The following is a 17,256-nucleotide window of genomic DNA, read 5'->3' as shown; positions in this document are numbered from 1 at the left end:
CGCCGTGGACGTCGACACGATGATGGCCGCGTTCGGCTGCACCCGGGGCCGGGCCGAGCGCTACCACGCGGCGATGAACGAGGCGATGCGCGCGGCGCAGTGCACGACGCCGCGGCGCGCCGCGGCGTGGTGCGGCGAGGTTGGGCACGAGACCAGGTCGCTGATCCACCAGGAGGAGATCGCCGACGGCCGCGCCTATGAGGGCCGCCGGGACCTGGGCAACACCGTCGCCGGGGACGGGCCGCGGTTCAAGGGCCGCGGCTGGATCCAGCTCACGGGCCGCAACAACTACGGCGCGTTCTCCCGCTGGGCCCACGGCCGCGGCCTGGTCGCGGCCGCCGACCACTTCGTGCGCAACCCGGGGCTGGTCGCGACGCCACCGTGGTCGGGCCTGGCCGCGTCCTGGTATTGGACGGTGGCCCGACCGCGGATCAACGGCTACGCCGACGCCGGGGACCTGCTCGCCGTGTCCCGGTCGGTGAACGGGTGGTTCGAGGACCGGATGCCCAACGGGTGGGCCGACCGCCAGCGCCGGTACAACGCCGCGCTGCGGCTCGGTGACCGGCTCTTGCCCAACGGCGCCCCCGCGGGCGCCCCTACCCCGGAAGGGGACTGGTTCGACATGGCCACCGAGGACGACCTGCGCCGCATCGTCCGCGAGGAGGCGCCGCGCGCGATCTGGCACCACCCGATCCCCGACTGGTACCGCGACGACCTCCCACCACAAGAGGCGTTCGCGATGCTGGCCTGGTCGACGGCGCACGGCGCGCACGCCCGGGACAACTCGGCCGCGGTGCGCGGCGAGATCGCGACGTTGCGCTCGGCGCTGGCCGCGGCCGGCTCTCGGGCCGACGGCTCGCCGATGACCGCCGACGACGTCCGCGCGCTGCTCGTCGAGGCCCTGGCCGAGGTGGGCCCGCTGTACCTGACCACCGGTCAGTAAACCGTTCCTCGCCACAACCCCCTAGGGAGACCCATGTTCAAGATCGATTCCACGGAGAACCCGCTGCGCGACATCGCGGCGAGGGTCGCCACCGGGTGGGGCGCGATCGCCGCCACCGTCGGCGCGCTCGGCACCTACGGCGTGCTGTCCTCGGCGCAGGTCGACGCGGTGACCGCGGCCGGCGAGGCGCTGGAACCGACGACCATCGCCGTCGGTACGATCGTCGGCGGCGTGCTGCCGCTGGTCTCGGCCATCGTGGCCGCATTCTCGACCTCGGAGACCGGCCGGGCGAAGGTCACCCCGGCCGCGGCGCCGCGCGACCTCGACGGCGAGCCGCTGGTGCGGTCGGACGGCGCCCCGCCCAGGGGCGCGCTGCCGGTCCGCGAGAGCTGACGCCGCGGCCCGGGGTGCGCTACGCTCCCCGGGCCGCCCCGGTCGGGCGCGTTCCCCCACCTTGAACCCTGCGGGGTCCCCGCGTGACCTGTCATAACAGATATTATCGGCCCGTATCTACGGGGTCACGGACTCACTGACTCTTGGCGTACAGAGCGCGCAGAATGTACACTCTGCGCATGAGCATCACCTCGGACGGCATCGCGGAGTACAGCGCCACCGACGCGCGCCGCGACATCTCCCGGATCCTCGGCCAGGCCGAGCACGCCCACGCCGTCACCGCGATCACCCGCAACGGCCGCCGGGTCGCCGCCGTGGTCCCGGCCGAGTACCTCGAACTGCTCGACGAGCTGGAGGACCGGGCGCTGTCGCGCATGGCCACCGACGCCCTCGCCGAGGACGACGGCACGCGCTACAGCCTCGACCAGGTCCGCACCGAGATCCTCGGCGACGACTGACCCGTGCCGAACGCTCCCCGCTGGCACGTCGAGCTGACCCCCACCGCCCGCCGGCAACTGCGCAAGCTCGATCGCCCGATGGCGAAACGACTCCTCGACGCGCTCGACGTCCTCGCAGCAGGACCATCGAGCAGCGGCGGCGTACCGATGCGCCACCAGCCCGGACGCTGGAAACTGCGAGTCGGTGACTACCGCATCGTCTACACCCTCGACGGCGGCATTCTGACCGTCTCCGTAGTGGCGCTCGGGCACCGGCGCGAGATCTACGACCGACTCTGAGGTCAGTATCCCCGTGGATCCGTGAACACGGAGGTACGCGCACACGGGCTCACTGCGATACGGACCGCGCTACGCTGCCCGCCATGACGACGAACCCCCGAGGCCCAACGGTGCTCGCCGTGGCCAACGTCAAGGGCGGCACCGGCAAGACCACCACCGCGGCGCACGCCCTGCACGCCCTGCACGAGCGCGGCCTGGCCGTGCTCGGTGTCGACGCCGACCCCCAGGGCGGGCTCCTGCGCTGGCACGACGTCGCCGCGTTCCCGTTCCCCGTGGTCGGCCAGCCCTCGGGCAAGCTGCACCGCGAGGTCCCCGGCATCGCCGGGGACCGGTTCGACACCGTCGTGATCGACACCCCGCCCACCGAGAAGGGCCCCTCGATCGTGCTCTCGGCGATGCGGGCGTGCACCCACCTGCTCGTCCCGATCGCCCCGACCGGGCACGAGTACGACCGGCTGCCCGACCTCAACGCCGTACTGCAAGAGGCGACCGAGCTGCGGCCCGACGAGCGCCCGCCCCGGATCGGTGTGCAGCTCGGGCGCACCGTGCCGCAGGCCGCGAGCACCGAGGCGTACCGCGCCGCCATCGCCGCCGACGGCTGGCCCGTCCTGCGCGCCGTCGTCGCCCGCCGGGAGCGCTACGCGCAGAGCTTCGGCCAGCCCATCACCGGGGCCGCACAGACCGGCTACGGTGACGCCGTCGCCGAGCTGCTCGCCCTCGACCACTCCACCGCCGACCTGACCGGGAGCACCTCGTGAGCACCGCCGCCGAACGCGCCGCCGAGCAGGCCGCCCGACTCAAGGCCAGCCGCGACCGTGCCGCCGCGCCGGTACACGGCGAGGACGACGAGGGTGCCGCCCCACCCAAGGCGCTGGCCCGGCCGGTGCGGATCACCTACGACATGTCCCCGGCCCGCTACCGCGCGTTCGACGAGTGGCGCCGAGACGCCGCGTTCAACCTCGGCCAGGCCCGGGTCACGCAACAGGAGGCGCTCGATGCCCTGGTGGCGCGCCTGGTCACCGATGAGACCCTCGCGCGCAAGATCCTCGGTGACCTGCGGGTCCCGAAGTGAGCACCGGCCGCGACCTCGACGACCTGCGCGCGACGCTCGCCGAGGTCGCGGCCGCCTTGTCGCCCGAGCACGAGGTGCTGCGCCGCCGGGCATGGGCGCTGATCGAGCGCACCGACCCCGGCCACGACGAGGGCCCCGTACCTCAGTAGGTACAGGGCCCCGTAGTCACTGATCTACTGGCCGCGCCCGAGCAGGTGCCGCACCCCGTTGCCGACCGCATCGAGCAGGTCGTCCTTGGTCGCGGCCGGCGTCCACGCCAACGCCTGATCCTCTAGGGCCTGCATCGGCTCCCGGTGCTCGACCGCGCGGCGTTGGTAGTGCCCGAGCAGCTCCTCACCGATCCGGGCCGCCTTGTGCCGCCCGGACACGCCCTTGGCGTGCACGAACCGCACCCCGGGCGGGCGCGGCGCGAGGATGTCGGTCTCCCACCGGTCCCCGCCGTGCTGCGTCTCGATCACCCACTCGCGCAGCGTCTCCGGGTACGCCTCGGTCCACGAGCACAACAGATTCAGCAGCTCGACGCCGTGATACTGCCCGGCCAGCACCCGCTCGACGACCACAACCCGCCCGGTCACGTCGAGGCCGAGCAACGCCAGCGCGGTCCGGTCGTTGCCCTTGCCGTTCGACATCGCCGGATCCACCGACAGCACGCGGCGCACGATCTCGCGGCGCGGGTTGTACCGGATCAACTCCGGGCGCCAGTACCCGCGCGCCCCCGCCGAGGCGGGCCGATTCGCGTAGTTGAGCGCGTAGTCCTGCGGCGAGGTCTCCCGGCGGTGGCGCAGCTCGTCGAGCGTCCAGCGCTGCGGCCATAGGCTGCGCTCGTGCTCGGTGCCCTCGTCGAGGATCGCCGGCCAGTGCCTCGGCACGAACCCGTGTGCCGCGATCCACGACGCCACCCGGTGGTCGCGGTCGTCCTCGGGCAGGGCGGCGCGCACGACGTCGTCCATGAGCGAGCCGGCCATCGTGGTCGTCCCGGCGAGATGGACGACCGTGGTTGAGCCGCCCATCGGCAGGATGGAGCTGGTCAGCCGGGCCTCAAGGTCGGCCTTGCGCTCCGGGGTGTGCCTGTCCGAGTCCGGCTCGATGTCGTCGCCGATGATCAGGTCCGGGCGGGTCTGCCGGTTCCGCACGCCAAGGGCGGTGCCGGTCATGCCGCGAGCGCGCATCGCACCGCCGCCGACGAGCCGGACGTGGCCGCGCCGGTTCTGTCCGCGCACCGGCGCCATCTCGGGGAAGTCGGCGAGCAGCAGCTCGTTGCGGTCCGGGCCGTCGATCTCGGCACGTAGGTTGTCGAGGTGCGCCTCTGCCTGGCCCGCAGTCAGGGCGAACGAGAGCAGGAACTTGCGGTGCCCGTGGGCGAGCGCCCATGCCGGGCCGATCCCGAACAGCCATGTTGTTTTCGCCCCGCCGCGCGGGATGGCCCAGCCGACGTTTTGCGCGCGCTGGTCGGCCCACTGCGAGATCGCCCCGACCAGGTCGAGATGTGCCTCCGAGAACGAGACCCGACCGGTGACCGGGTGCCGGAGCAGGTGCGGCATGTACGTCAACCCGAACCGCAGCGGCGAGTCGCGGGTGACGTGACGCCGGTAGGCCGCGGACACGGCGACGCCCGAGTGCGCGAGTCCGCGCAGGAAAGGACGGCCGTCGACCCCTGCGGGGAACTCGATGGTGCTCTCCGCCGTGGTCAACGCGCCGCCCTCCGTGTAGCCCTTGCCCTGCCGGGCCTTGCCGTGCCCCGCACGGCCTAGCCTGGCCCCGCGTGGACGTCGAGGGCTCGAACCTCGATGCCTGCCGGTCGTCCGGGTATTGCCCTTGCCTTGCCCCGCCGAGCCCGGCCCTGCCCCGCTGTGCTGTGCCCGGCCTTGCGCGCACGGATCAGGAGTCGAACCTGATCTACGACCATCCGTGCTGGTGTTGCCCTTGCCCTGCCGCGCCCTGCCGAGCGCTGCCATGCCTGGCTCAGCCGGGCCAAGCCGCGCCATGCAGGTCTATCCGCCGAGTCGCTCCTCGACTTCGGCGAGCGTCATGCCCTCCCCCGGCCGGAACGCGCCCGAGGGGCGTCCGTGATCCGCAGGTAGTAGCGCGTACAGCCCGTAGTCCAGCGCCCGCGGGTCCCGGCGGCGGGACCGGACCAGCGCCAACCCCTGTCGCTCGGCCACCCGGCGGAGCCGGTTCTCGTGCACTTTGTCCGTCATGCGCCGATCTCCGCCGCGCCCTCCGGCGACCCTCCCACCGGCCGGAACTTCCGGATGCGGCGCAGCCGAGTGACCTCCTCCGCCTGTCGCATCCGGATCAGGTGGTCCCGGGTGTCGCGCTCGTCCCAGGTCAGCCGCTCCGAGTCGGTCGCCTCGGCGATGTGCACCGTCCGGACGACCTGGCGCCGGGCCTTCTCGGCGTGCCGTCGGGCCTGCCGGATGCCGCCCGGGTCGTCCAGTCGCTCCCATCCGCCGGAGTGCGCGACGACGCCGAGCAGGCCGCGGGCGGCGAGGTTCTCCGACGCAAGCCGCATCGACTGCTGCACGTACTCGCGGGTGTGCCGGTGCTCGCAGATGGTCTCGACGTCGTCCACGGCCTGCGCGACCGTGATGCCGTCCTTCGGCTCGATGCGCAGGATGATCTCTTCGCAGGCCGCGACCGCCGACACCACGCCGTGCGGCGTGTACGGCTCCCGCTCGGTGCTCACTCCGTGACCTCGACCGCGTAGGCGCCGAAGAACCGGCGGTAGTCTCCGATGTGGATCATCCGGCCGGCCTTCTCCGCGATGAACTCGAAATCGTCCATGCTCATCACGTCCTCGTCGAGGGTGAACCGGAACGTCGCCGACCACTGGTCGAACCGCGGCCGGACCGCCACCACGGGGGCCCGGTTGACCCGCGCCATCCGCCGGTCGACGTACCGAGACTTGCCCTCGCCCCACATCGAATCCGGGTCCCGCGGGCCGTCGTAGTCGAGGGCGGCGTGCTCGTCGAGGATGACCAGCCCGCGCTCGATGTCCTTGCCGTTGCGGGTCAGCGACGCCGCCTGTTGGAGCGACCGGAACACGTTCGCCGCGGGGAGCACGGGGCCGAGGTCGTCGTCGTAGTAGAACCCGCCGCGCCACTTGAGGTAGTCGCGCTCGGCACGCTGGTCGTCGGTGATCTTGCCCTTGAGCGCGTTGAGCCGTCCGATCTCGCGAACGTAGTGGTTCTCCGGGTCGCCGAGCTGCACGTTGTGCATGAGCATCGGCTGCGTCGCCGTGAGGGTCATGGTTGCCATCGGGGAGCGTTCTCCTGTCCGAGCGTCTCGCGGGATGCCGTGTCGCGACCTGGTGTCGCTGTGGCGTGATGCGTTGCTCGTGGTGGGCGTCGAGGACTCGAACCTCGATGTGTGCCGCTCGCCCTGGTGTAGCCCTTGCCTTGCCTGGCCTGGCCCAGCCGCGCCGAGCACGGCGCTGCCCAGCCCGGCCTCGCGGCCTTGCGTGCTCGCCGGTGGAGTCGAACCACCGGTGCGACCATCCGAGCTACCGTCCTCGCCATGCCCGGCCTCGCCATGCCGCGCCTCGCCGCGCCTAGCCTGGCCACGCCGCGCCTTGCGTGCTCGCCGGTGGAGTCGAACCACCGGTGCGACCATCCGAGCTACCGTCCTCGCCATGCCGGGCCCAGCCGAGCCGAGCACTGCCGCGCCATGCCGCGCTTCGCTATGCCCAGCCGCGCAAGGCCAACTGTAGCGTGCCCGCACCACGCTACGCAAGTCCTACCCCTCGTCCCCGTCCATCGGGTCGCCCCCGGCGTCGAACGTCCGGATCGCCCCCGCGATCCACGGCGCCGGAGCTGCCGGGGGGCCGTTCGTGTCGTTGTGGTTGCGGATGGCGACCTGCCGCGGCGGGTCCGACCCGGTCGCCGCGGCACGGCGTTCCAGGGCCTTGAGCACGACCGTGGCGGCCTTGTCCTCGTCGCCGCCGCGCTCGACGAACGACCCCATCCACGAAATGATCATGTCGGTGGTGGCGAGCTGCCGCGCCTGCTCGGCGGCGAGGTCGATGCGCCGGATCGGGTCGGCGACCTTCTCCTCGTACTCGACGACCTCGGCCAGCTCCCGGCCGCGCTTGATCCACCGCTTGATCGTCGAGACCGACACCGAGTGGTACTCGGCGATGAACGCCGGACTACGGCCCTGCACACGCAGCTCCCAAGCCTTGAGGCAGGTCTCGTCCTCGGGCCCGTCGGGGCCCGGCTTGACGCCATCGGACACGCCCACGTCAGACCCCCTTTCGTTACGCTACGTGACAGAAACCCGGCCCATTTCGATCCGCAACGTCAGCGCGTCCAGCCCGCCCGCGGTGCCCCACCCGACGGCGGGTCCTCGCGCGCCACCGGCGACACCTCCGGCAGAGCGCCCGACTCCCGCGCCCGCCGAGCCCTCTCCTCGGCCGCGGCCCGCCGGTCCCGCTCGTCGAACCACCGACGCATCAGCCACGCCGCAGCCGAGGCGGCGACCAGGAACAGGAACCCCCACCCCCACAACGGGTGCAGCTCCGCGCCGAGCGCCAGGGCGAAACCGCCCGTGGCCACCGCGGCGACGAACAGCGTCACCCACCGGGCGACGATCTCCGGATCGGCCAGGGCGGCGCCGAGGTCGCGCCATGTCGTCATGCCGGCCACACCCCCGACAGGATCAGGACGACGAGCAGCGGCGCGACGAGCGCGAACTCGCGCAGCCCGATCACTGCTCGTCCCCGTGCTCGGTGCTCGCGCCGAGGCGAGCGAACTGCCCGGCGTGCCGGCGCAGCGCCTTGACCCGGGCCTCGGTGATGCGGCTCTTGCCCTGCTCGGCGGCGTCCTGCGCGACGCGGTCGGCGTGCTCCTCGATCTCGGCGGCGAGCAGCTCTGCCGCGATCGGGGAGGCGAACACGTCGAGCCCGGCCGCAGTGGCGGAGGCGGGGGTGCGGGGTGCCATGTCGGGGGGCCCTCTCGTTGGCGGGGTGCGGGCCTGTCCCGTACTCCCGTGAATACTGATCTACGGATATCCGTGAATACTGATCTCCGACCCGAACCTGACCCCGGGCGATCCGGGGCCGGGGCGAGCTACTCGCCGTCGAGCAGGGCCGGGCCGGTGCCGCGGTTGCGCTCGGACCACCGGTACCGGTTCACGACGCCCTGCAACGTCCTGGGCGACAGGTCGAGCACGTCTGCCTGCTCGGTGGGGCCGACCTGCTCGCGGGTGGCGAGCCGGACCACGGTCTGGTCGCGCTCCTGTACGGCCGCGGACAACCGGGCCGCGGCCCGGTCGACGATGACCTGTGCGGCGGCGAGGTCGCGGCGAGCCTTGCGCAGGTCATCGGGCAGGCTGGGTGCGTCCTCGCCGAATGCCCGTCCGAGGCGCCGGTCGAGCGCCTCCTCGCCGAGTCCGGCTTCCCAGAACATGCGGGCGACGGTCACTCGATTTACACCATGTGCACGACCCTCGGACAGTACGCGCACCAGAGGGGTGGCGCCGATGCCGCGACGGCGCAGGGCGAGCAGCAGTTCGTTACGGGCCGTGAGCGCCTCGTCATAGGCGCGGGTTGCCTGGTCAACGGCTTGTCGATGCCGAATGAGTGCGTCCCGCTGGGCGTCGTCCACGGCCGAACCGTAGCAGCCTGTGGTCATGCCACAGCCCTTGTCCGGGTGAAAGTGTGACCAGACGGGGGGCGATATCGTGCGGCGCCGGTCATGCTGCGATCCGTTCGTGTTCGGCTCGCTCGGCGAGCAGGGCGGGCAGTGGGGGTCGAGCGAGGAACTCGGCGAGACGGGCGACGGACTCGGCCACGGCGGCGCGGCTCTTGCGCTGTCCGGTGAGCCGGCCGATCAGGTCGCGGTTGCACGAGGCGCACAGAAATCCGAGCACGCAGTCGGGGCAGCCCTTGTCGGCGGCGTGGTCGCAGTGCTCCCGGGCGTAGTCGTGGTCATGGTCGGTGTGTACGCCGGAGGGGATCTCGCCGGGGGAGTGCTTCGCCCCGCACGGGCACGCCGAGCCCTGGAACGTCCACAGGGCGAGTTGCAGTTCGGCGTCGAGGCCGAACCCGCGGGCCTTGTTCGTGGTGCGCTGCACGAGTCGGCGTTCGTCGCGCTGTTCGCGGACGTGCTCGCCGCAGAGCTGCGAGCGCGGCCCGCCGGTGGTCGGGCGCGGCTTGGGCGGCCGGAACCCGGCGCGCACGTAGCTCTTGGGTTTCGGCGCGCCAGGCGGCAGCTCGGGCAGGACGGCGCACCGCCGGCAGGGGTGCGCGGCAGCAGCCGGGGCGGGTGCGGTCATACATTGACTGTAGCACGACCGCACCTCGCTACGGGCTGTGTTCACCGCCGTCCGTGCTCGCGTCCCGGGATTCCGCCGGTGCGGCGGTGTCGTCGGCCGGGGCCGCGAACGGGAGCGCGTCGAGGCGGCGTAGCACCTCCCGGGGCGGCAAGTGGTCGGCAGCGGTGCCATCGCGGGCGATGTCGGCGACCAGCTCGCGCCGCAACGGGCCGACGTCACGCAGGTGCACGACCGGACCGGTGCGGTCGGGCGCGGTCCGAACTTGCTCGGCGAGCGAGCGTGCCTCCTCCAGCTTGACGCGCAGCTCGTCCCGCTCGGCCCGCGCGACTCGTGTCTCCTCCTCGGCCTGATCGATCGCTCGCCCCAGTGCCTCAGCGTTGCGCTGTGCGTAATCCGACAGGACCGGCGCGGACGGCTCGTCGGCCGGGGGCTTCCCGTCCGCCGCGCGGGCGGTGTCGTCGGCCGGGCGAGGGCCAGTCCCCGCTCGCTCAACCACGATCTTGCCCAGCTCCACGGCCGCCCGATTCCGCAGCAGCGCCAGGTCCCCGACGTCCCGGATGACCTTCGAGATCAGGTCGTCGAGGACACCAGTGAACAGCTCCCCCCACTCGATCGGTGCGGGTCCGAGGCGGGCGGTGTCGTCGGCCGGGGCCGCGGACTCGTCCCGACGCAGTGCCGCAACCCCGAACCACTCGGCCGACTCGTGCACGTCGTCGGTGAACCGCACCTTGTGCGTTGCCGCGTAGACGCTGCTGTCGTCCTCGTCGACCTGCTCCACCACACCGGGCACGAGCACGCGGTCGCCGACGGCCGGGGGCTGCCCGTCCGTGCGTGCGACAGCCGGGGCCGCGCGTACGAACTGGCGGGCCTCCCACAGCGCGCCCAGCGCCTCGGTGCCCGGATCGGTCTCGGCGCTGACCCGCTCGGCGAGGTTGCCGATCAGGCGCCGGATGATCGCGTGCCCGCGCTCGCCGGCCTCGGCCAGCTCGGCGCGCAGACGGTCCACCCATCGCAGCAGGGCGACGATGCGCGGCCCCGAGTCGGCGGCATCGTCCATCGGGTCGGCGCGGAAGATGTCGACGGGCCAGTGCTCGTCGAGCAGGGACATCAGTCCCTCCCACGAGTGCAGGCGGTCAACCTCGGCGCGCAGACGCCGGATCGTCGCCTGCGACTCGTCGAGCGCGGCCCGCACATCGCGCGGGTCGTCGATCCGATCCTCGTTGACCATCCGGTCGAGCTTCGCCAGGAAGTGGTCCAGGCGGGTCTCGGCGGCCCGCTGGTCGTCGGCGGTCATCGCTCGGCCCCCTCGGTGACGACCGCCCAGGCGACAGCGCCGTCCGGCTTCGCGATCTGCACCCCGGTCAGCCACATCCGGTCGCTGTGCTTGTCCACGGTGCCGTCGACCGGGACGTTCATGCGCCACTTCGCGCCGAGGTGCGTGAACAGCGCTGCGTAATAGCGAGCGCGCTCGGTGGGGCTCACGGGGTCTCTGCCTTCCAGTCGGTGGTGCGGGTAGTCGTCGACACCGTGCGGTGCTCCACGCGATCCCACGCCGCGACCGCGACCCCGTCCCGACCTCCGCACACGTTGCACGGGTCGGACTGGGACATGCCCCGCCGGAACCGAACTTCGCCGGTGCACGGGCTCTCGATGTCCTCGCGGAAGTTCTCGCAGCGGGCGACCAGCTCGGTCACCGCGGGGGTCTCGGTGGCGGTGTGTGCGTCGTCCGGGGACCCGGCGGCTTCCAGCTCCGCCACCCGAGCACGCAGCGCGTCGACCTCGTCGTGATCGGCGAGCATCTGTTGCACGTCCACGAACTGCGGTGTCGGCAGGGACTCCGCCCACTCCGCGACCCGGGTACGACGTCGCCGACGCCCTTCATCCCGTCCGATGAAACTCATGACCCGTCCTCCACCCGCTCGGCACCGGCAGCGGCGAGAGCGGCAGGCGTCGCGTCGACCTGACCCCAGGTGTGCGACAGGTGAACCTCTCCGTCGCGGACACGCTTGACGAACACCAGCGACCGGGCGCAGACGATGTTTCCGTCCACTACCAGGTCCCGGGCGAGCCGGTAGAACCCGCGCGAGAACGTGGGCGGCTCGGCAGCCTGCGGCTCCGGGGCGGGAAGCGGTGACCACATGGCGTCCCCGAACCACGCGTCGCCGCGGTGGTCCCCGCTGTGCCCCGTCGGGAGCACGGTCGACTTCACCCGCACCCGGTCGCCGACCGCGAACACCGGCGCGTCACCCTGCGGAGCAGCGTCCTCCTCGCACCCGCAGGACATGTCTCGCACCCGGGTCCCCACGAACCCGTCACCCTGCGGGGCGGCGTCCAGCGTCAGCACCCACCGCACGATCGTCGCCGCGTGCCCCAGCGTCTCGTCACTCGCGTGCCCCAGGCGCAGGATGTACCTCAGTCCGGGGTAGCGGTCGAAGTAGCCCAGCGCCTCGGTCACCTCCGGGGGAGGGACAGGCAGCGACCACGAACGCGGGGACCGGTCGGCAGGCGCGAACCGATCCACCATGTCCTGAGCGAACTTCACCGCGTCGTCGTAGCTCTCCGCGAACTCGATGTCGGCCAGCACGCTGTCCGGGTCGAACGTCTGGTGCGCTGCCTGCCAGATCAGTTCGTAGCGCTCGTCCTGCTCGCCGGTACCTGACACCGGCGCGGCGTCACCCTCTGTGTCCCGGTCGCCGATCTTGTAGCCGGTCATCGCCTCGCCTTTCTCTTGTCCGATCGAGTCTTGCGCGGAGTACCCGGCACCGGCCGCCCGGCCGCCCGCAGCGCCTCGTGCAGCGCCACATCGAGCGCCTCGACCTCGGTTGCGCCGGCGGTCCGCTCGTGGGCGTACGCGGCCTCACCAGCGACGAGCGGGGCCGGGCGGGCGGTGCTCACCGGAACACCACCCGGTCCACGGCGGCCATGGCGAGCACGACGACCGCCACCACGGCGATGAACTGGTACTCGGTCCAGCCGAGCGCCAGGCCGGCCACCCACAGGGCGACGGCGAGCAGAGCGAACAGGGCGGCGATCATCGGCCGTACACCGCCTCGGCGTAGCGGGACTCGGCGCGGCCGCCGTCGTCGCCGTGGTCGCGGACGTCCTCGGCGTGGTCGATCCGCGGGTCGTCCTCGTCGTCGTGCCAGTGCCGGGACATGGTCAGTACCTCCGTGAATCAGTGAATCAGTGAGTCGGTAGGTCAGTAAGTCGGTAGGTCGGTGCTCCGCCGGGCCCCGGGTCGCGGTCACGGGGCCCGGCGGGCGGTCAGTCGGCCCGGCAGGCGGCGCCGGACGGCTCGTGCGTGACGACTCGGCCCCGGACCCGAGTGACCTCGGCGGCGAACACACCCGCCGAGGGCCGATCGGCGTACCGGTTGTCGGTCAGGAACAGGGCCGCCAGGCCGCGGGCGCGAGCCGGAGTCAGACCCGGTACTGGCACACCTTCGCGGCCGTCGGGGTGGATTCGAGTGAGCGTGAACCGCTTCGTCGTCATGCCCTAACTGTAGCACGCCCCCGTCGAGCTACACAATAGGCGGCCAGTAGTCGACCCGGATCCCGTGCTCGTCGGCCAGCCGCGCCCGCACCTCGCCGTCGTACTCGACCGCGTTGAGTCGGTTCTGCTCCTCGGCCAGCTCGTCCGCCTCGGCCCGCGGCAGGCCGGCGTCCAGCACCCCGTCGGTCCACTCGTCGAGCACCACGCCGCGGCCGCGGAGGTCCTGGCCGACGTGGTAGCGCTGCGCGGCCAGCGCGAACAGCACGCCCCGCTGCGCGTAGAGCGCGACGTCGAGATCGGAGATCAGCCGCACCGACTCGGCGAGGAGGCGCCGGCGTGCCGTCTCGGTGATGGCGGCCTCGACGATCGCGAGGTGCGCGGGCCGGACGACGATCTCGTCGAGCACCTGGTCGACGGTCAGGCGGGCGCTCATCGGCCCGGCTCCGTTGGTGTCCATGATCAGGTCTTTCCCTTCGGAGGGGGGCCCGGCCGGGGCGGACCGTGATGGCGAGGAGAGGCGCCCCGGCCGGAGATCAGGGCCCGGCCCCCGCGAGGGCCGGGCGGGGCGGATCAGAGCCCGTACGCCTTGCGGCACTTGGTGCAGGTGACCTCGGCGTCGATCTTGCGGTACCGCGCGATGCGGGCGCCGCGGACGCGGACCGCGCCACACTCGACGGCGTAGGTGTTGCCCTCGGCCAGTGCGGCCGAGTCGGCGGCGTGAACCTGGGTGCCGTCGTTGACCAGAACGGCGGTGAAGGTGGCGGGGGCGGTGTTCGTGTTCGTCGTCATGGGATGACTGTAGCATGCCCCCGCCGAGCTACACAACAGGGGACTGTCAGAACGGCCAGCGCTGCGCCCGCGACCCCCGCACCCACCGGACCAGCCGCGCCCACCACGACCCCCGGCGCCGGTGCCGCCCCGCGCTCACGACTCGGCCCGATCGAGCTGGCGCGACGCCCGCACCACGTCCATCGCGTCCGAGATCCCGCCCTTGGTGTAGCCCTCCGGATCCTCCACGCCGAGCTTGCGCGCCATCTCGACCTGCGCGTCCGAGGCGCGCTGCCGCGCGACCCGCCACGACGCCGAGCGCCGGAACGCGCCGTTGGACTCCGCCCACCGCTCGACCACTGCCACCGCCTCGGCGCGCGGCGCGAACTGCACGAGCAGCTTGGGCACCCGCGCCCCGCGGGCCCGCACTGTCGCCGCCGTCCAGGTCCCGTCCTGCTCCTGGTGCAGGCAGGCGAACCGGGGATCCTTGCGGCCCTGCTCGTCGACCTCGGTCGCCGCCAGGAACGGGTGCCCGTCGCCGGTGGTGAGCCAGTTCCAGTCCGAGCCCTCCTCGCCGCGCCCGAGTCCGAGCAGGTCCAGCGACTCGTACGACGCCGGGCCCTGCAACCGGCGCCGGCCGCCGTCCGGATCCCGGCCCGCCCCCTCCGGCGGGCAGTGGCAGCGGCCCGCACCGTCGAACTCCTCGCCGCACACCGAGCACGGGCACAAGCACGGATGCATGCCCAGGCCCTCGGCCGCCTCGATCACCGCGGGCTTGCGCCCGACGTAGCCGAGGCACTCCGGGCACGGGATCAGGTCGACCTCCGTCGTGTCGACCTTGGCGTCCGGGATCAGGTCCACCAGGCTCGCCAGGGTCTGCGTGCGCGACGCCCCGACCACGTCGAGGACCAGGCAGTCCGTCTTGCCGGTCTCCGGCGACAGGCGCAGCCCGCGCCCGACGATCTGCTGGTACAGCCCCTTGAGCTTCGTCGGCCGAGCCATCAGCACGCACGAGACCGGCGGGCAGTCCCAGCCCTCGGTCATCACCATGACCCCGACGAGGACCCGTATCCGGCCCGCCGCGAGGTCGCGATAGATCCGCTGCCGGTCGGTGCGGTTCGTCGAGCCGTACACCTCACCGACCGGGATGCCCTGCGCCCGGAACGCCGCGGCCAGCGCCGCCGCGGAGTCGACGTTCGGGGTGAACGCCACGGTCGTCCGGTCGTCCGCGTGGTTGCACCACGCCTTGACGATCTCCTCGACGTCCTGGGCGACCATCTCGCCCAGCTCGCCGTCCTGGTAGTCGCCGCGCGACACCTTCGCCTGGTCCAGGTTCATGTGCGAGGTGGTGACCACCTTGCCGTGCGGGCGCACCAGGTAGCCCTCGTCGATGCCGAACACGATGTCGCGCGTGAACGGCACGCTCGTGAAGACCGACCCGAGCCCGTACTTGTCGTCGCGGGTGAAGGTCGCCGTCACCCCGAGCAGCGGCGTGCGCCGGACCGGATCGAAGCACCCCGCCCACTCAAGGATGGACCGGTAGGACGGGGCGGCGGCGTGGTGGCACTCGTCGACGATCACGACGTCCGGGACGATGCAGCGGGCCCGGCGCTTGGCGGTGCGCATCGTCGGCGCCATCGCCACCGTGATCGGGCGGCGCGGCTCGTGCCGGGCCGCCTGCACCCGGCCCACCGACACCGTCGGGTCGTGCATCCGGCAGCGCTCGGTGATCTGGTCGAGCAGCTCCTCACGGTGGGCGAGGATCAGCACCCGCTTGCCGGCCGCGACGCAGCGCTGCGCGGTCGCCGCAATGACGTCGGTCTTGCCGAGCCCGGTGGCCATGACGACCGCCGGGCGGGTGTCGTCGGGGTCGGACCAGGACTCGGACACCGTCTCGACGGCCTGCGCCTGGTAGTCGCGCAGGACCCGGCCGGTCATGCCGCCGCCGTCGTCGCGGCCCGCCCGTGCAGAGCGGCGGCGACGCGCGCGCCGAACCACCGGGCGATGCCGACCGGGACGGCGTTGCCGATCTGGCGCTTGACCTCGGCGGGCTTGCCGGCGAACTCGAACCGGTCGGGGAAGCCCTGCGCGCGGGCGCACTCGCGGTTGGTGAGCATCCGGTGGTGCGGCACGCCGTCGACAAGGGTGGCGAGAGCGTGGTGGTTGCCGCCCGCGGTGACGGTGGCCAGGGCGTGCGAGTCCGCGCGGCGGGCGTGGCCGTGGTTGCGGTAGATCACCAGATGCGGCACGCCGTCGAGCCCGGCGGGGATCTCTTCGATCTGTGGGGTGACGTAGCGACGCTTGGTCATCGGCTCGCCGATCCCGAGGGCGGGATCGAGGATCGCGGCGGCGTGCACCGGGGCGATCGCGGGCGGGGTGAGGTCCAGCTCGACGCCCGGCTGCGTCGCGACGACGAACAGGCGCTTGCGTCGCTGCGCGTGGCCGTAGTCGGCGGCGTCGAGGATCAGCTCTCGGGTCCGGTAGCCGAGGGCGTGCAGCCCGTCGAGCCACCACCGGTACAGCGACCACGACCGGAACTCGGGGACGTTCTCGACGATGACGACCTGCTGCCGGTGCAGCTCGGCGCACGCGATGACGGCGAACGCGGTAGCCCGGTCGATCGCGGCGGCGTCGGCGCGCAGCCGCTCCACCTCCGCCGGTGGGCGCTTGCGACCACCGGCCGGTGCGTGCCCGACGCACGACGGCGACCACCAGGCGGCCGGAGTGGTGGGGAAGGTGCGGTAGTCGGTTTCGGACAGGTTCGCCAGACGGTGCACGACGTCAGGGTGGTTCGCCTGGTGAGTGGCGAGGGCGACCGGCCAGTGGTTCGCGGCGAGCAGGACGCGCCCACCGGCCTGGGTGATGCCCTCAGTGGCGCCGCCGCCCCCGGCGAACCCGTCGATCCACTCGACGGCCGGGGCGCTCACTGGGCACCGCCGGAGTGGTGACGCTCGTCGGCGGCGGCGGAGCGGGCGGACCAGGCGCCGAGCAGGGCGACCGCGCCGAGGGCGACCAGGACACCGAGCAGGGCTGCGAACAAGCGGGGGATCTCGGTCATGGCGAGGAGGTCTCCGTGAATCAGTATGTACAGGAATCAGTGGATACGGGGATCAAGTGCAGGCCGCGCAGCCCGAGCAGGCGGACAGCTCGCGCTCGCCGCCGACCTGGACGACGACCAGGCCGGTGCCGTCGCACAGCCGCAGCGCCGAGGCCGGCATCACGCGCCCCGCAGGTCGCGGAACCGACTGGTGTCGAGCACGGCGTCGTCGTCGATCCGGAACCCGCCCGCCTCGGTGGACTGCTCGGCGACGACGACCGAGGTGCCCGGGGCGGTGTCGGTGACGAACACCGCGGGCCGGTCGAGGGCGGGCAGTACGACCTCGAACACGATCGCGGCGACGAGCAGGACCAGGGCGCCGCCGAGGACGACGAGCAGCAGGTCGTCGAGGGCGGTGCGGTTCCAGTGGCGCGGCAGGGGCAGGGCGGGGGCGGCGGTGTGCACGGTGGTCCTTCCGGGGTCATGGCGAGGAGAGAGGGGAACGAGCGGGGCCCGGTGGCTGGCCGGGCCCCGCGGGGGC

Annotated in this window: 30 protein-coding genes; 7 read left to right on the top strand and 23 right to left on the bottom strand. The window is 72.7% G+C overall.

The genetic code is table 11. The annotated features are described in order from the left end of the window. Window positions 1-4: 4 nt before the first annotated feature. From ACVJO7_RS30210 to ACVJO7_RS30180, 7 genes are all read left to right on the top strand, one after another. Window positions 5-943 carry a glycoside hydrolase family 19 protein gene (locus tag ACVJO7_RS30210; RefSeq protein WP_491675778.1) on the top strand — a complete coding sequence of 313 codons (939 nt, stop codon included), beginning with the start codon at window positions 5-7 and terminating at the stop codon, window positions 941-943. 33 nt (window positions 944-976) lie between these two features. Then, the gene (locus tag ACVJO7_RS30205) at window positions 977-1,336 is read left to right on the top strand and encodes a hypothetical protein (protein WP_491675777.1); all 360 of its coding nucleotides are present in this window, start codon (window positions 977-979) and stop codon (window positions 1,334-1,336) included. Between the two features lie 179 nt (window positions 1,337-1,515). Beyond that, on the top strand, window positions 1,516-1,794 hold the full coding sequence (locus ACVJO7_RS30200) for a type II toxin-antitoxin system prevent-host-death family antitoxin (protein WP_491675776.1): 279 nt from the start codon (window positions 1,516-1,518) through the stop codon (window positions 1,792-1,794). Window positions 1,795-1,797: 3 nt separating this feature from the next. Then, complete coding sequence (locus tag ACVJO7_RS30195; RefSeq protein ID WP_491675775.1) at window positions 1,798-2,073, top strand: type II toxin-antitoxin system RelE family toxin; 276 nt, start codon at window positions 1,798-1,800, stop codon at window positions 2,071-2,073. Window positions 2,074-2,156: 83 nt separating this feature from the next. Beyond that, complete coding sequence (locus tag ACVJO7_RS30190) at window positions 2,157-2,831, top strand: nucleotide-binding protein (protein ID WP_491675774.1); 675 nt, start codon at window positions 2,157-2,159, stop codon at window positions 2,829-2,831. Further along, window positions 2,828-3,145, top strand: coding sequence for a hypothetical protein (locus tag ACVJO7_RS30185; RefSeq protein WP_491675773.1), 318 nt, complete (start codon window positions 2,828-2,830; stop codon window positions 3,143-3,145). The genes ACVJO7_RS30190 and ACVJO7_RS30185 overlap by 4 nt, the downstream gene beginning before the upstream one ends. After that, window positions 3,142-3,294: a hypothetical protein gene (locus tag ACVJO7_RS30180; RefSeq protein ID WP_491675772.1), complete on the top strand. Its 153-nt coding sequence runs from the start codon at window positions 3,142-3,144 to the stop codon at window positions 3,292-3,294. Before ACVJO7_RS30185 ends, ACVJO7_RS30180 begins: the two co-directional genes overlap by 4 nt. A gap of 24 nt (window positions 3,295-3,318) precedes the next feature. Here ACVJO7_RS30180 and ACVJO7_RS30175 read toward each other — a convergent pair whose 3' ends face one another. From ACVJO7_RS30175 to ACVJO7_RS30065, 23 genes are all read right to left on the bottom strand, one after another. After that, complete coding sequence (locus ACVJO7_RS30175) at window positions 3,319-4,836, bottom strand: hypothetical protein (protein ID WP_491675771.1); 1,518 nt, start codon at window positions 4,834-4,836, stop codon at window positions 3,319-3,321. A 300-nt stretch (window positions 4,837-5,136) separates the two neighbouring features. After that, window positions 5,137-5,343, bottom strand: a complete 207-nt coding sequence (locus tag ACVJO7_RS30170; RefSeq protein ID WP_491675770.1) for a hypothetical protein — start codon at window positions 5,341-5,343, stop codon at window positions 5,137-5,139. After that, the gene (locus ACVJO7_RS30165; protein ID WP_491675769.1) at window positions 5,340-5,831 is read right to left on the bottom strand and encodes a hypothetical protein; all 492 of its coding nucleotides are present in this window, start codon (window positions 5,829-5,831) and stop codon (window positions 5,340-5,342) included. The genes ACVJO7_RS30170 and ACVJO7_RS30165 overlap by 4 nt, the downstream gene beginning before the upstream one ends. Next, a complete protein-coding gene (locus ACVJO7_RS30160; RefSeq protein WP_491675768.1) occupies window positions 5,828-6,403 on the bottom strand; it encodes a hypothetical protein in 576 nt (191 codons plus the stop codon). The genes ACVJO7_RS30165 and ACVJO7_RS30160 overlap by 4 nt, the downstream gene beginning before the upstream one ends. A gap of 477 nt (window positions 6,404-6,880) precedes the next feature. After that, complete coding sequence (locus ACVJO7_RS30155; RefSeq protein WP_491675767.1) at window positions 6,881-7,384, bottom strand: hypothetical protein; 504 nt, start codon at window positions 7,382-7,384, stop codon at window positions 6,881-6,883. 59 nt (window positions 7,385-7,443) lie between these two features. Beyond that, a complete protein-coding gene (locus ACVJO7_RS30150; RefSeq protein WP_491675766.1) occupies window positions 7,444-7,779 on the bottom strand; it encodes a hypothetical protein in 336 nt (111 codons plus the stop codon). A gap of 70 nt (window positions 7,780-7,849) precedes the next feature. After that, window positions 7,850-8,083, bottom strand: coding sequence for a hypothetical protein (locus tag ACVJO7_RS30145; protein WP_491675765.1), 234 nt, complete (start codon window positions 8,081-8,083; stop codon window positions 7,850-7,852). A gap of 128 nt (window positions 8,084-8,211) precedes the next feature. Then, entirely contained in the window at window positions 8,212-8,748 is a 537-nt protein-coding gene (locus ACVJO7_RS30140) for a hypothetical protein (RefSeq protein ID WP_491675764.1), read from the bottom strand. An 88-nt stretch (window positions 8,749-8,836) separates the two neighbouring features. Beyond that, window positions 8,837-9,418, bottom strand: coding sequence for an endonuclease domain-containing protein (locus ACVJO7_RS30135; RefSeq protein ID WP_491675763.1), 582 nt, complete (start codon window positions 9,416-9,418; stop codon window positions 8,837-8,839). Between the two features lie 28 nt (window positions 9,419-9,446). Further along, the gene (locus ACVJO7_RS30130; RefSeq protein ID WP_491675762.1) at window positions 9,447-10,712 is read right to left on the bottom strand and encodes a hypothetical protein; all 1,266 of its coding nucleotides are present in this window, start codon (window positions 10,710-10,712) and stop codon (window positions 9,447-9,449) included. Beyond that, window positions 10,709-10,900 carry a hypothetical protein gene (locus tag ACVJO7_RS30125; RefSeq protein WP_491675761.1) on the bottom strand — a complete coding sequence of 64 codons (192 nt, stop codon included), beginning with the start codon at window positions 10,898-10,900 and terminating at the stop codon, window positions 10,709-10,711. The genes ACVJO7_RS30130 and ACVJO7_RS30125 overlap by 4 nt, the downstream gene beginning before the upstream one ends. Beyond that, window positions 10,897-11,319, bottom strand: coding sequence for a hypothetical protein (locus ACVJO7_RS30120; RefSeq protein WP_491675760.1), 423 nt, complete (start codon window positions 11,317-11,319; stop codon window positions 10,897-10,899). Before ACVJO7_RS30120 ends, ACVJO7_RS30125 begins: the two co-directional genes overlap by 4 nt. Continuing rightward, window positions 11,316-12,131, bottom strand: a complete 816-nt coding sequence (locus ACVJO7_RS30115; protein ID WP_491675759.1) for a hypothetical protein — start codon at window positions 12,129-12,131, stop codon at window positions 11,316-11,318. Before ACVJO7_RS30115 ends, ACVJO7_RS30120 begins: the two co-directional genes overlap by 4 nt. Then, window positions 12,128-12,313, bottom strand: coding sequence for a hypothetical protein (locus ACVJO7_RS30110; protein WP_491675758.1), 186 nt, complete (start codon window positions 12,311-12,313; stop codon window positions 12,128-12,130). The genes ACVJO7_RS30115 and ACVJO7_RS30110 overlap by 4 nt, the downstream gene beginning before the upstream one ends. After that, window positions 12,310-12,453, bottom strand: a complete 144-nt coding sequence (locus ACVJO7_RS30105; RefSeq protein WP_491675757.1) for a hypothetical protein — start codon at window positions 12,451-12,453, stop codon at window positions 12,310-12,312. The genes ACVJO7_RS30110 and ACVJO7_RS30105 overlap by 4 nt, the downstream gene beginning before the upstream one ends. Next, window positions 12,450-12,575 carry a hypothetical protein gene (locus ACVJO7_RS30100; RefSeq protein WP_491675756.1) on the bottom strand — a complete coding sequence of 42 codons (126 nt, stop codon included), beginning with the start codon at window positions 12,573-12,575 and terminating at the stop codon, window positions 12,450-12,452. The genes ACVJO7_RS30105 and ACVJO7_RS30100 overlap by 4 nt, the downstream gene beginning before the upstream one ends. Window positions 12,576-12,682: 107 nt before the next feature. Continuing rightward, entirely contained in the window at window positions 12,683-12,910 is a 228-nt protein-coding gene (locus ACVJO7_RS30095; RefSeq protein WP_491675755.1) for a hypothetical protein, read from the bottom strand. Between the two features lie 28 nt (window positions 12,911-12,938). Continuing rightward, on the bottom strand, window positions 12,939-13,343 hold the full coding sequence (locus ACVJO7_RS30090; RefSeq protein WP_491675754.1) for a hypothetical protein: 405 nt from the start codon (window positions 13,341-13,343) through the stop codon (window positions 12,939-12,941). A 137-nt stretch (window positions 13,344-13,480) separates the two neighbouring features. Then, window positions 13,481-13,699 (bottom strand): hypothetical protein, encoded by a 219-nt coding sequence (locus tag ACVJO7_RS30085; RefSeq protein WP_491675753.1) that lies wholly within the window; start codon window positions 13,697-13,699, stop codon window positions 13,481-13,483. Between the two features lie 135 nt (window positions 13,700-13,834). Beyond that, on the bottom strand, window positions 13,835-15,616 hold the full coding sequence (locus ACVJO7_RS30080) for a DEAD/DEAH box helicase (protein WP_491675752.1): 1,782 nt from the start codon (window positions 15,614-15,616) through the stop codon (window positions 13,835-13,837). Then, window positions 15,613-16,605: a DNA cytosine methyltransferase gene (locus ACVJO7_RS30075; protein ID WP_491675751.1), complete on the bottom strand. Its 993-nt coding sequence runs from the start codon at window positions 16,603-16,605 to the stop codon at window positions 15,613-15,615. Before ACVJO7_RS30075 ends, ACVJO7_RS30080 begins: the two co-directional genes overlap by 4 nt. Beyond that, window positions 16,602-16,736, bottom strand: a complete 135-nt coding sequence (locus ACVJO7_RS30070) for a hypothetical protein (protein WP_491675750.1) — start codon at window positions 16,734-16,736, stop codon at window positions 16,602-16,604. Before ACVJO7_RS30070 ends, ACVJO7_RS30075 begins: the two co-directional genes overlap by 4 nt. 159 nt (window positions 16,737-16,895) lie before the next feature. Beyond that, window positions 16,896-17,180, bottom strand: a complete 285-nt coding sequence (locus ACVJO7_RS30065; RefSeq protein WP_491675749.1) for a hypothetical protein — start codon at window positions 17,178-17,180, stop codon at window positions 16,896-16,898. Window positions 17,181-17,256 lie beyond the last annotated feature (76 nt).

The sequence above is a fragment of the Pseudonocardia sp. DxW genome, assembly GCF_058448985.1.
This window is presented reverse-complemented; position numbering and strand designations above follow the sequence as displayed.

What these genes read in the sequence shown, in the direction of transcription:
- ACVJO7_RS30115 (WP_491675759.1), bottom strand. Translation starts at nt 12,131, where the DNA reads ATGACCGGCTACAAGATCGGCGACCGGGACACAGAGGGTGACGCCGCG.
- ACVJO7_RS30120 (WP_491675760.1), bottom strand. Translation starts at nt 11,319, where the DNA reads ATGAGTTTCATCGGACGGGATGAAGGGCGTCGGCGACGTCGTACCCGG.
- ACVJO7_RS30160 (WP_491675768.1), bottom strand. Translation starts at nt 6,403, where the DNA reads ATGGCAACCATGACCCTCACGGCGACGCAGCCGATGCTCATGCACAAC.
- ACVJO7_RS30100 (WP_491675756.1), bottom strand. Translation starts at nt 12,575, where the DNA reads ATGTCCCGGCACTGGCACGACGACGAGGACGACCCGCGGATCGACCAC.
- ACVJO7_RS30130 (WP_491675762.1), bottom strand. Translation starts at nt 10,712, where the DNA reads ATGACCGCCGACGACCAGCGGGCCGCCGAGACCCGCCTGGACCACTTC.
- ACVJO7_RS30135 (WP_491675763.1), bottom strand. Translation starts at nt 9,418, where the DNA reads ATGACCGCACCCGCCCCGGCTGCTGCCGCGCACCCCTGCCGGCGGTGC.
- ACVJO7_RS30080 (WP_491675752.1), bottom strand. Translation starts at nt 15,616, where the DNA reads ATGACCGGCCGGGTCCTGCGCGACTACCAGGCGCAGGCCGTCGAGACG.
- ACVJO7_RS30090 (WP_491675754.1), bottom strand. Translation starts at nt 13,343, where the DNA reads ATGAGCGCCCGCCTGACCGTCGACCAGGTGCTCGACGAGATCGTCGTC.
- ACVJO7_RS30095 (WP_491675755.1), bottom strand. Translation starts at nt 12,910, where the DNA reads ATGACGACGAAGCGGTTCACGCTCACTCGAATCCACCCCGACGGCCGC.
- ACVJO7_RS30105 (WP_491675757.1), bottom strand. Translation starts at nt 12,453, where the DNA reads ATGATCGCCGCCCTGTTCGCTCTGCTCGCCGTCGCCCTGTGGGTGGCC.
- ACVJO7_RS30190 (WP_491675774.1), top strand. Translation starts at nt 2,157, where the DNA reads ATGACGACGAACCCCCGAGGCCCAACGGTGCTCGCCGTGGCCAACGTC.
- ACVJO7_RS30070 (WP_491675750.1), bottom strand. Translation starts at nt 16,736, where the DNA reads ATGACCGAGATCCCCCGCTTGTTCGCAGCCCTGCTCGGTGTCCTGGTC.
- ACVJO7_RS30085 (WP_491675753.1), bottom strand. Translation starts at nt 13,699, where the DNA reads ATGACGACGAACACGAACACCGCCCCCGCCACCTTCACCGCCGTTCTG.
- ACVJO7_RS30145 (WP_491675765.1), bottom strand. Translation starts at nt 8,083, where the DNA reads ATGGCACCCCGCACCCCCGCCTCCGCCACTGCGGCCGGGCTCGACGTG.
- ACVJO7_RS30200 (WP_491675776.1), top strand. Translation starts at nt 1,516, where the DNA reads ATGAGCATCACCTCGGACGGCATCGCGGAGTACAGCGCCACCGACGCG.
- ACVJO7_RS30205 (WP_491675777.1), top strand. Translation starts at nt 977, where the DNA reads ATGTTCAAGATCGATTCCACGGAGAACCCGCTGCGCGACATCGCGGCG.
- ACVJO7_RS30170 (WP_491675770.1), bottom strand. Translation starts at nt 5,343, where the DNA reads ATGACGGACAAAGTGCACGAGAACCGGCTCCGCCGGGTGGCCGAGCGA.
- ACVJO7_RS30150 (WP_491675766.1), bottom strand. Translation starts at nt 7,779, where the DNA reads ATGACGACATGGCGCGACCTCGGCGCCGCCCTGGCCGATCCGGAGATC.